Genomic DNA, 11,164 nt, shown 5'->3' with positions numbered 1-11,164 from the left:
GTTCTCCTGCGTTCGCAGGAGAACATGACGGGAGTGCTGGCTGCACCTCAACTTCCATAATCGAACCGCACCCGTTCCAATTTTGCAGTGCAGCGGAACGTAGCGGCGGCGCTATGGGTTCAGGGATGATGCTAGCCGAACGCCAGCCCGCGACTGATGTCCTCGCGCCGCCCCTTGCCGTGCCCGACGCAGTGAGCCTTTTCTTCGATTTCGACGGGACGCTCGTCGACCTTGCCGCGACGCCGGATGCCGTCGTGGTGGACCGGATTCTGCTCGATACCCTCGATACGCTTGCCGAGCGCTTCCCCGGTCGGGTTGCGATCATCAGCGGGCGATCGATCGCGCAGCTCGATGCGATGCTCGGGCGTCACGCGCACCTGTTCGCGGTCGCGGGCAGCCACGGGGCCGAAACGCGCACGCCGGACGACGGGCATGTCGCCGCCGAACGCCCTGCCTCGCTCGAAGCCGCGGCCGACGCATTGCGTGCATTTGCCGATGCCAACGGCCTCGTCTACGAAGCCAAGAGCCTCGGCGCGGGGCTGCACTACCGGATGGCGCCGGGCTTCGAACCTGCCGCCGTCCGCCTCGCCGAAGACCTTGCCCTCACCCACGGGCTCACACTCCAGCGCGGCAAGATGATGGTCGAACTGCGCACCCCCGGCGACAAGGGCGCGGCACTCCGCGCACTGATCGCAGCGCCGACGATGGCGGGCAGCGTGCCGTATTTCTTCGGCGACGACGTCACCGATGAGGACGGGTTCGAGGTCGCGCGCGACCTTGGTGGGGCGGGCATACTGATCGGCGAGGAACGGCCTACCGCCGCTACCTACCGCCTCAACGACGTTGCTGCACTTCGCGACTGGATTGCTGCCATATTGGAAACACGATGACCGCACCTACTCAAAAAGCCGACATGAACCTCTGGCCGATCGGCAATTGCCAGGTCTCCGCGCTGATCGACAAGACCGGCACGTTCGTCTGGGGCTGCGTCCCCCGCGTCGATGGCGACCCCGCGTTCTGCGCGCTACTCGGGGGCGATGCGCCCAAGACCGGGTTCTGGGCGATCGAACTGGAAGGCGGCGCAAAGACGACGCAGAGCTATATCCGCAACACGCCGATCCTGGTGACCCGTCATGAGGACGAGGCCGGCAACGCTGTCGAGGTGATCGATTTCTGCCCGCGCTTCGTCCGCGAAGGCCGGACCTATCGCCCGACCAGCTTCGTGCGGATCGTCAAGCCGGTCGCCGGATCGCCGCGGATCCGTATCCGGATGCGCGTCGCGACGAACTGGGGCAAGCCGACCGAGCACACGCAGGGGTCGAACCACATTCGCTTCCTGATGGACGACCAGACGCTGCGGCTGACAACCGATGCGCCGGTTGGGCATATCGTCGGCGAGAACTGGTTCCGGCTCGAACGCCAGATGCACCTGTTCCTCGGGCCGGACGAGAGTTTCGCGGGCGTGTTGCACGAGGCGGCAGAGGCGATGCTGTCACGGACCAAGGACGAGTGGCGGCACTGGGTGCGCGGGCTGGCGACGCCGGTCGAGTGGCAGGACGTCGTCATCCGCGCGGCGATCACGCTGAAGCTGTGCCAGCACGAGGAGACCGGCGCGATCGTCGCCGCGCTCACCACCTCGATCCCCGAGCATGAGGGATCGGAGCGCAACTGGGACTATCGCTACTGCTGGATCCGCGACGCCTATTACACGGTGCAGGCGCTGAACCGCTTGGGTGCGCTCGACGTGCTGGAGGGGTATCTCGAATATCTGCGCAATATCGTCGACGCGTCGAAGGGGGGCCATGTTCAGCCGCTCTACGGCGTCGGCGGCGAGTCGACGCTGATCGAGCGGATCGAGGCGGATCTGCCCGGCTATCGCGGGATGGGTCCGGTCCGCGCGGGCAACCAGGCGTACGAGCAGATCCAGCACGACGCGTACGGCCAGATCATCCTTTCGGACGTACAGGCGTTCTTCGATCGCCGACTGTTCCGGATGTCGAGCGTCGAAGATTTCAAGAGCCTCGAACTGGTCGGCGACCGCGCGTGGGAGACGTACGACAAGCCCGATGCCGGGCTTTGGGAGCTGCGGACCAAGGCGCATGTCCACACCTATTCGGCGGCGATGTGCTGGGCGGCGTGCGATCGGTTGGCCAATGCCGCCGGAGTTCTCGGGCTCGAGGATCGCCGGACGTTCTGGAACGCACGCGCGGACACGATCCGCACCACGATCGAGCAGTCGGCTTGGCGCGAGGACACGCAGCGCATCTCGGCGACGTTCGGTGGCGACGATCTCGACGCGAGCCTGATCCAGCTGCTCGACCTGCGCTTCTTCGCGCCCGACGATCCGCGCTTCCAGTCGACGCTGACGGCGGTCGAGGAGGGTCTGCGGCGTGGCAGCCATATGCTGCGCTATGCGACCGAGGATGATTTCGGCCTGCCGCATACTGCGTTCAACGTCTGCACCTTCTGGCTGATCGAGGCGCTACATGCGACCGGTCGGACCGCGGACGCGCGTGAGTTGTTCGACGAGATGGTCGCGCGGCGTACCCCTGCGGGCCTGCTGTCGGAGGATATCGATCCGAACACCGGCGAGCTGTGGGGGAATTACCCGCAGACCTATTCGCTGGTCGGGCTGATCAATTGCGCGGTCCTGCTCAGCAAGCCGTGGAGTGCCGTCCGATGAGCCGCCTCGTCGTCATCTCGAACCGCGTCCAGTCGGTCGATGCGCCTTCGGGCAACCAGGGGGGCCTCGCCGTCGCGCTGCTCGCCGCATTGCGCGAAAAGGGCGGGGTGTGGTTCGGCTGGTCGGGCGAGACCACCGAGACCTTCACCGGGCACATCAATTTCCAGCAGGGCAAGGGCGTCACGACCGCGACGATCGACCTCGAAGAGCAGGATTTCGACGAATATTATAATGGCTATGCGAACCGGACCTTGTGGCCGCTGTTCCATTACCGGATCGACCTGACCGAGTTCGAGCGCGATTTCTCCAGCGGTTACGCGCGCGTCAACAAGCGGTTCGCGGAGACGGTGCTGCCGCTGATCGAGCCCGACGATCTGGTGTGGGTGCACGATTACCACCACGTCCCGCTCGGTCGTGAGTTGCGCAAGCTGGGCGTCGAGAACAAGATCGGCTTCTTCCTGCACATTCCGTGGCCGCCGATGGCGATGCTGCTGTCGCTGCCGAGCCACCGTGCGCTGGTCGAATCGATGTTCGCGTACGACGTGGTCGGCTTCCAGACGCAGGACTGGCTCGACAGCTTCCTGCATTACGTCACCAGTCAGCTCGACGGCGTGGTTGGCGAGGATGGCTGGGTGACGGTCGGCGATCGGACGATCAAGGCGATCACGACGCCGATCGGGATCGAGACGGCGGACTTCGAGAAGTCGGCGAACAGCGACGCGGCGCGGCATTCGAAGGAGCGGATGTATATGTCCGCGACCGGCCGCAGCCTGATCGTGGGCGTGGACCGGCTGGATTATTCGAAGGGTCTGGCCGAGCGGTTCGCGGGTTATGAGCGGTTCCTGGGCTCGCATCCGGACCATCGCGGTTTGGTCTACATGCTCCAGATCGCGCCGCCTTCGCGCGAGAAAGTGGACACCTACCAGGAGATCCGCGCGAACCTCGATTCGATGTCGGGGCGGATCAACGGCGAGTATTCGGACATCGACTGGACGCCGATCCGCTACGTCAACCAGGGGTTCCCGCGCGACGTGTTGGCAGGGATCTATCGCGCGGCTCGCGTCGGGTTGGTGACGCCGTTGCGCGACGGGATGAACCTGGTCGCGAAGGAATATGTCGCGGCGCAGGATCCGGAGGATCCAGGCGTGCTGATCCTGTCGCAGTTCGCGGGCGCGGCGGCGCAGTTGCCGGATGCTGTGCTGGTCAATCCGTACAGCCCGGAGGAGATGTCCGACGCGATCGCGCGGGCGCTGAAGATGCCGCTGGCGGAGCGCAAGGCGCGCTGGGAGAAGCTGATCGACAACGTTCGGAAAGAGGACGTTATGTGGTGGTGCGAGTTGTTCATCACTGCGCTTGAGGCTGTGCCGGAGCACGTCGAGGCCTGACTTCTTGGCCCCCTCCCTGGAAGGGAGGGGTTGGGGGTGGGTTGGTTTGGAATTGCCGCCCCGCCCGACAAGCGGCCTACCCACCCCCGGCCCCTCCCTTTCAGGGAGGGGGGAAGTTAGGGGCGCGTTGCCGGGTCCGCGGCCATCAGCAGGCGGTTCCGCGGGATCGCTTCGGGCATATCCTCGCGGATATACCTCAGCAGCGCCTCGCGCACGTCGCAGCGCAGGTCGAATGCGATCGCGGCATCCTTTGCGGTCATCAACCCGCGCAGTTCGATGCAGTCGGTCTTCACGTCGGTCACCTGGAGGTTGAAGAACCTTTTGTCCCAGCGAGGGTTCGTGGTGACGATCTCGCCCAGTTTCTCGCGAAGGCGCGGCACGTCTGTCGCCGGGTCCACGTACCAGAACACCGACCCCATCAGTTGGCTTGTCTCGCGCGTCCAGTTCTGGAAACTCTGCTCGAGGAACTTCGACACCGGCACGACGAGGCGGCGCTCGTCCCAGATCTTGATGACGACGAAGGTCAGGTTGATCTGTTCGACGCGGCCCCATTCGCCGTCGACGATCAGCACATCGTCGATCCGGATCGGCTCGGTGAAGGCCATCTGTACGCCGGCGATCAGGTTCTTCAGCGCGGGCTGAGCGGCGGCACCGACGACGAGGCCGGCGATACCCGCCGACGCCATCAGCGTGACGCCGATCGAGCGGATACCGGGGACGCTGAGCAGCATCAGGCAGACGCTGATGAAGATGATGAAGAACGTGCCGATGCGTCCGAGAATGGCGGCGCGCGTGCGCTTACGACGGGCGCGGAGATTGTCCTCGACCGAGATGTCGGCGCGGATCTCGATGACGTCCTGGAACGCGCGGAGAGCCGCGACCGCCAGCCAGCCGAGCAACCCCGGGACGAGGAAGCCGAGCAATTGTTTCCACAAATCCTCGATGTCGTTGTCCATTGGCAGGATCCGCGAGACGAACGCGACGGAAACCGAGACGAACACCGCACGCAATGGGCGGCGAACGCGGGCGAGGACCAGGCCGTCGGTCTTGGCGGTCGAGCGGCGCTGGGCATGGCCAGCGATCCGCATCGTCAGCCAATGCGCGACCAGCGCGACGAGGACGGCGGCCGAGACGACCGCGACACTCTCCAGCCAAACCCACTCGGGGGGTATGTGGAGCGATCTGAACATGCGCATTGGAGCGCAACGGTGGAACGCCCGAAGATGTTCCGCTGCAGTGCAGCATAGCCGTGCGGTACGTAACAGCTTTTTTCCTGCCACACTTCGTGCGTAAGTCCGCGCCCATGAAGGCCATCATCCTTGCCGCCGGCCACGGGTCGCGCCTGCTGCCGTTGACGCTGACGACGCCGAAATGCCTCGTGCAGGTCGGCGGCCGGGCAATCCTCGATCATCAGCTCGATGCCGTCGCGGACGCAGGGTTCGAGGGGGCGGTGATCGTCGGCGGATACCGGGTCGACCAGATCGCCGCGCATCTGGCGGCGCGCGAGTGCGGGTTGCCGACGGAACTCGTCTTCAACCCGTTCTGGTCCGCCGCCAACAGCATCGGCAGCGTATGGGCCGCGCGCACGCATCTCGGATCGCCGTTCGCGTTGATGAACGGCGACACGCTGTTCGATGCCGCGATCCTGCGCGCGGCGCTCTCCGATCAGGGCGTGCAGACCGGATCGGGCGTGACGCTGGTTATCGAGCCGCTGGTGACGCCGGGGCTCGACGACATGCTGGTCGAGGCGCACGGCGACCACGTGATCGCGGTCGGCAAACATCTGGTCGGGCACGAGGCCACCGATCGATCGCTCGGGTTGATCGTCTCGACCGGGGGCAGTGCGTATCTCGAGGCGTTGCGCGCGGTGATCGGCGAGGACGAAGGCATCCACGCCTATCACCACGCCGTTATCCGCCGTGTCGCGGAGACCGTGGGCGTCCGAGCGGTGCGGATCGCGGCGGATGCCCGCTGGCAGGAGATCGACCGGCCGGAGGATATCGCGCTGTGGCAGGACGACCATGACGTGCCGGCGGGAGGCCCTCCGCGATCATGACGCAGAAGGTCGCGTTCCTGTTTCTCGGCGAGACGCTGCTGATCCCGCATCTCTATCCGATCGTCGAGGCGCTGGTCGCGATCGCGCCGGACCTGCCGGTCGACCTGTGGGTGAGCACCTCGATGCACGAGACGTTGCTGAGCGCGTGGGTTCGCGACGCGGGCATGACGACGGTCCGCATACGACGGGCGCCCGGCTTTCGCAGCCTGGTGGGCTATGCCGACGGGCGCAATCCGCCCCTGCCCGCCAAGCTGCCGATGCTGTTCCGCCTGGCGCCGTATCTCGCGCGGACCGCGGTGGTCGTTTGCGCGGAACAGACGAGCCTGTGGCTGCCGGCGACGCTGCCGTTGCGGACGCGGTTCATCGACACCTTCCACGGGGCGGGATCGATGATGGCGCGCGGGCATTGGCGGCGGCGCGCGGGATGGCGGACGCTGGTTGCCGCCGAACGCGATCGCGGTGCGCTGATCGCAGGCGGTGACGATCCCGCGCGGATCGTGACGACGGGGTATGTGAAAGCCGCCTTTCGCCAACGCACCCCGCCTGCCCGATTGTTCGAGGATGCCAAGCCGGTGATCTTCTACAACCCGCACTGGCAGGCGCACCGGTCGTCCTGGTGGCGCTGGGGTCCCGAGACGGTCGAGCGGATCCTGGCGGATGGCCGCTTCAACCTGATCTTCGCGCCGCACCAGCGACTCGTGGAGCGTGCGCCGGCGTTGCGCGCGTTCGTTGCCGGGCTGGCCGGGCGTGACGGTATCCACTGCGACCTCGACAGCTTCGCGATGGTCGACGGCAGCTATACCGCCGCCGCCGACCTGTATCTCGGCGATACGTCGAGCCAGGTCGTCGAATATCTGACGCGACCGCGACCCTGCGTATTCCTGAACGCGCGCGACGCCGACTGGAGGAACGACGGCTCCTACGCGATGTGGGAAGCGGGCGAGGTCGTCGACACGCTATCCGCCCTGATGCCCACGATCGAGCAGGCATCGACCGTGCATCCCGAATACACCGCGTTTCAGCAGCGGTTCGCCCAAGAGGCGCTGGGCGACGTGTCCGGGCTGGCCCCCGATCGTGCGGCGCGAGAGGTGATCGCAGCGCTGCGGCGCTGATCCGGGCACGCCGGCGTTCGCAATTCGCCCATGATCGGCTATCGGCACCCGATGCACGACACGCCAGCTATCGTTCCGGTGGGCAACAATGCCACCTTGTTATGGGGCATGACCAATGCCGAACGCGTCCGCCGGATCGGCTTGGCGCAGGGCCTGCCCCCGGCACCGGACACGAGCGGATCGCCCGCTATCGCAGTGGGGCCGGTCATCCTGGCCAACATGGCGTTCGCGTTCGATCCGGTCTGGATCGCCCATCTGAAGACCCGCCCCGGCACGATCGTCACGCGCGCAGGGGTTCCGGTGCTGGCGCATGTCCGAGACGCCGCCGAGCGCAGCGCGGTCTCCCACGCGATGATCGACGACGTACCGCTGGTACCCGGTGCCGGGCTGACCGTGATCGCGGCCGAAGCGGAGGACGGCATTCTCAACGAAGCGCTCCGCAAGCGGGAAAAGCCGTTCGCCGAGTTGCTCACCCCCGCCGCCGTCCCGGCGATCGAGCGCGCGAGCTATGTCGGTGCGTATAAGGGCGTCACCGACCTGCTGACCAAATATCTGTGGCCGGAATGGGCGCTGGCGATCACGCGGATCTGCGCGCGTGCCGGGATCACGCCTAACCAGGTGACCGCGCTGGGATCGGTGCTGTGCATCGTCGCGACGATCGCGTTCTGGCATGGCTGGTTCTGGACCGGGCTCGCGACCGGGCTGTTCTTCATGGTGCTGGACACCGTCGACGGGAAGCTCGCGCGGTGCACGATTACGGCGTCGAAGCTCGGCAACGCATGGGATCACGGCGTCGACCTGATCCATCCACCGTTCTGGTGGTGGGCGTGGGCGGCGGGATGTGCGCCGTACGGGCGACCGCTGGAAGACGGCATGTTCTGGGCGGTGATCGGAACGATGCTGTTCGGCTATGTCGCGCAACGCCTGATCGAGGGGGCGTTCATCGTTCGGTTCGGGATGCATATCCATGTGTGGGAGAGGTTCGACAGCTGGTTCCGCCTCATCACCGCGCGGCGCAATCCGAACATGGTGATCCTGTTCGCCGGATTGCTGGTCACGCGCCCGGATTGGGGAATCATCGGCGTTGCGGCCTGGACCGCGATTTCGCTCGTCGTCCACATGGTGCGGCTGGTGCAGGCGATGGCGCGGAAGGCTCGCGGAGAGACGTTGACGAGCTGGCTGGCGTAACCGGCGGCGGGGTTCCGCGCTGCATCTCGCGAAGTCGTGCGCGCCCTCGGCGTGCAATTGGCGGTTCCTTGTACGGACGTAGCGGTCGATCGGCAGAGCGCGGTGCGCGTGCGACGGACGCCTCGTTCGCGTCGCAAATGTCATCTGCGCGCCGCTCTCCGGCCATCTTCTTCGCGCTAACGTCCGATCATGAAGACTGTAGTTTCCTCGATCCTGGGCGCGGCAATGCTGCTCATCCCGATGCAGGCACATGCGGCCGAGGCGTGCGAAGGCATGCCCGGTAACGGCAACGCCAAGCTGACCGTCGAGGCGACGACGATGCACAACGCCGTCGGTGAGGTCGCCTTCACGGTCTATCCCGATGACAAAAGACGGTTTCTGGCGAAGGGTGGAAAGCTGGCGCGAGCCCGTGTGCCGGCCGACAACCCCCGCGCATGCTTTTGGCTGAAGCCCGGGCATTACGCGATCGCGCAGTATCACGATGAAAACAGCGATCATGATTTCAATCGGACATTGTTCGCTCCGAAGGAAGGCTTTGGCTTTTCCAACGATGCGCCGACCTCGATCGGGCTCCCGTCGTTCGATGCCGCTCGGACGGCATTGGCACCATCGGGAACGACCGTGCGTATGAAGATGCGGTATCGACGTTGAGCCGGACCGCCGGTCGCAGCGGAACGGAAATCTTCCTGACACAAATTTGTAGCGGTTATGCGCCGCGACGGGTATCTTATATCGTGGCCGATGTTGTTTCGAATTTTCACGCCTTTGGCGGGCACCCCCTTTCGCCGCCGGCTCCTCCGGCATGGCTGCCCGAGGGCATGATCGATTCGGCTGGCCCCGAAAAGACCGGGGTAAGTGCGCGTGATGCCGCGGCGAAGATCCGTACCGGCATCATCTGCAACCCGAAAAGCCATCGGAACCGCAGCAGCGTCGAGGCGACCAAGCCGTTCCTGTCGGGCACCGTGCTGGCCGTGACCCCGCGTACGCAGGCCGAGCTGGCCGAAGTGCTGACGGACTTTGCGCGTCACGGCATCGAGCTGCTGGTGATCGACGGCGGTGACGGTACGATTCGCGACGTGATGACCGCGGCCGCGCGCGTCTGGACCGGCGCCGCGCCCCGCGTCGCGATCGTGCCTTCGGGCAAGACCAATGCGCTCGCACTCGATCTCGGCATCCCCGACGACTGGACGCTCGATCAGGCGCTTACCGCGGCGCGGGGCGGCAACGTGAAGATCCGTCACCCGATCGAAGTCGTCCGGAAGGATAGCGGTACGCGCCTGCACGGCTTCCTGTTGGGAGCGGGCGCGTTCGTCGATGCGACGGCCTTGGCGCAGCGCACCCACCGCGCAGGCGCTTTCAACGGCGTGGCGGTCGGCCTCGCGCTGTGCTGGGCGATCCTCCAGACCTTGTTCGGCGGCGCGAACAGCTCATGGCGAGCAGGAAACCGGATGCGTATCCGGTTCGACTCGCGTGGCGACGAAGGCGTTCACGCGGCGGGGGCGAACACCGATACCGATCGTGCACGCTATATCCTGCTCGCCTCGACTCTGAAGCGGATGCCGATCGGCATTCGACCCTTCGGCGTGCCCCGCGCCGGATTGAAGACCCTGCTGGTCGACGCGCCGCCCCGCTGGCTGGCCGCGCCGCGACGCCGTTGATCGTCGCCGGCTCGCCTGCCGCGTGGCTCGATCGCGCGGGGTATCACCGGATCGATTCGCCGAGCTTCGACCTGTCGATGGACTCCGGCTTCATCCTCGACGGCGAAGTCTATCCGGGCGGCGACCTGACCATCCGCGAAGCGCGCGCGCTGCGGTTCGTGGTCCCGTGATCACACTCGGCGACGTCGTCCGCCGCCAGCTGCACGTTCCGACCGTCCCAGCAGCCCGCGACGTCGCAGGACTGCTCGCGGAGGGTGCCGGCGAGACGCTGGCCGTGCTGTTCTATGGCTCGAACCTGCGCACCGGGGCGACCGAAGGGGTGCTCGATTTCTACGTGCTCACCGCCGGGCCGCCCGAGCGTGGCCTGTGGCCGACGGTCAGCTACCGCGAGTTCGACCTGCACGGGGAGACGTTGCGCGCGAAGATCGCGACGATGCGACTGGCGACCTTCGCCAAGGCGGCCGCAGCGCAGACGCTCGACACGACGATCTGGACGCGTTTCGTCCAGCCCTCCGCGCTCGTCTGGGTGCGTGATCCGGCGACGGCGACGCGCGTGGTCACGGCGATCGGCGATGCTGCAAAGTCCGCCGCGCGCTTTGCCGCCGCGCTTGGCCCGGAGATGGGTACCGCCGACGATTATTGGCGGGCGCTTTTCCGCCAGACCTATGCCGCCGAACTCCGTGTCGAGCGCAAGGGCCGCGAGGGCCAGATCCTGGGCTTCGATCCGGGCCGCTATGCCGAACTCCTGCCGCTTGCCTGGACTGCGGACGGGATCGCCTATCGTGACGAGGCGGGCATGCTGAAGCCCGATCTGTCGGCGGCGCAACGCCGCGCCGTGCTGCGGGCGTGGGGCCGTCGTCGTCGGGCCGGCAAGCCGCTTAACGTGGCGCGACTGGTCCGGGCCGCGTTCACCTTCGAAGGGGCCGCGCGCTACGGCGTGTGGAAGGTCGAGCGGCACACCGGGGTCGCGGTGCCGTTGACCCCGTGGCGCGAAAAGCATCCGATCCTCGCTGCGCCGGGCGTATTCTGGCGCGTCTGGCGCGCGCGGACGCAAACCGGGGCGAAGACCGTATGAGTGCGGA

Annotated in this window: 11 protein-coding genes; 10 read left to right on the top strand and 1 reads right to left on the bottom strand. The window is 66.4% G+C overall.

What is annotated here, in order from left to right; genetic code table 11:
* The first annotated feature begins 125 nt into the window (after positions 1-125).
* From otsB to QFZ54_RS00230, 3 genes are read left to right on the top strand one after another with little or no spacing between them, the layout of a single operon-like run.
* The gene (gene otsB, locus QFZ54_RS00240; protein ID WP_307083281.1) at positions 126-890 is read left to right on the top strand and encodes a trehalose-phosphatase; all 765 of its coding nucleotides are present in this window, start codon (positions 126-128) and stop codon (positions 888-890) included.
* Positions 887-2,683: a glycoside hydrolase family 15 protein gene (locus QFZ54_RS00235; protein ID WP_307083280.1), complete on the top strand. Its 1,797-nt coding sequence runs from the start codon at positions 887-889 to the stop codon at positions 2,681-2,683. The genes otsB and QFZ54_RS00235 overlap by 4 nt, the downstream gene beginning before the upstream one ends.
* Positions 2,680-4,068, top strand: a complete 1,389-nt coding sequence (locus tag QFZ54_RS00230; RefSeq protein ID WP_307083278.1) for an alpha,alpha-trehalose-phosphate synthase (UDP-forming) — start codon at positions 2,680-2,682, stop codon at positions 4,066-4,068. The genes QFZ54_RS00235 and QFZ54_RS00230 overlap by 4 nt, the downstream gene beginning before the upstream one ends.
* Before the next feature lie 116 nt (positions 4,069-4,184).
* Here QFZ54_RS00230 and QFZ54_RS00225 read toward each other — a convergent pair whose 3' ends face one another.
* The gene (locus tag QFZ54_RS00225; protein WP_307083276.1) at positions 4,185-5,264 is read right to left on the bottom strand and encodes a mechanosensitive ion channel family protein; all 1,080 of its coding nucleotides are present in this window, start codon (positions 5,262-5,264) and stop codon (positions 4,185-4,187) included.
* A gap of 107 nt (positions 5,265-5,371) precedes the next feature.
* Here QFZ54_RS00225 and QFZ54_RS00220 point away from each other — a divergent pair, with 107 nt between their 5' ends.
* From QFZ54_RS00220 to QFZ54_RS00190, 7 genes are all read left to right on the top strand, one after another.
* Positions 5,372-6,124: a phosphocholine cytidylyltransferase family protein gene (locus QFZ54_RS00220; protein ID WP_307083274.1), complete on the top strand. Its 753-nt coding sequence runs from the start codon at positions 5,372-5,374 to the stop codon at positions 6,122-6,124.
* Entirely contained in the window at positions 6,121-7,236 is a 1,116-nt protein-coding gene (locus QFZ54_RS00215) for a hypothetical protein (RefSeq protein ID WP_307083272.1), read from the top strand. Before QFZ54_RS00220 ends, QFZ54_RS00215 begins: the two co-directional genes overlap by 4 nt.
* 30 nt (positions 7,237-7,266) lie before the next feature.
* Positions 7,267-8,424 carry a CDP-alcohol phosphatidyltransferase family protein gene (locus QFZ54_RS00210; protein WP_307083270.1) on the top strand — a complete coding sequence of 386 codons (1,158 nt, stop codon included), beginning with the start codon at positions 7,267-7,269 and terminating at the stop codon, positions 8,422-8,424.
* A gap of 189 nt (positions 8,425-8,613) precedes the next feature.
* A complete protein-coding gene (locus tag QFZ54_RS00205; RefSeq protein ID WP_307083269.1) occupies positions 8,614-9,075 on the top strand; it encodes a DUF2141 domain-containing protein in 462 nt (153 codons plus the stop codon).
* 167 nt (positions 9,076-9,242) lie between these two features.
* Entirely contained in the window at positions 9,243-10,082 is an 840-nt protein-coding gene (locus tag QFZ54_RS00200; protein ID WP_307083267.1) for a diacylglycerol/lipid kinase family protein, read from the top strand.
* Positions 10,079-10,252: a hypothetical protein gene (locus QFZ54_RS00195; RefSeq protein WP_307083265.1), complete on the top strand. Its 174-nt coding sequence runs from the start codon at positions 10,079-10,081 to the stop codon at positions 10,250-10,252. The genes QFZ54_RS00200 and QFZ54_RS00195 overlap by 4 nt, the downstream gene beginning before the upstream one ends.
* Positions 10,249-11,157: a hypothetical protein gene (locus QFZ54_RS00190; RefSeq protein WP_307083263.1), complete on the top strand. Its 909-nt coding sequence runs from the start codon at positions 10,249-10,251 to the stop codon at positions 11,155-11,157. The genes QFZ54_RS00195 and QFZ54_RS00190 overlap by 4 nt, the downstream gene beginning before the upstream one ends.
* The last annotated feature ends 7 nt before the right edge of the window (positions 11,158-11,164 follow it).

Origin of the sequence: Sphingomonas faeni (assembly GCF_030817315.1) — a bacterium.
Taxonomy (GTDB): domain Bacteria; phylum Pseudomonadota; class Alphaproteobacteria; order Sphingomonadales; family Sphingomonadaceae; genus Sphingomonas; species Sphingomonas faeni_C.
The sequence above is the reverse complement of the archived record's forward strand: the minus strand, read 5'-3'. Positions and strand labels throughout refer to the sequence as shown.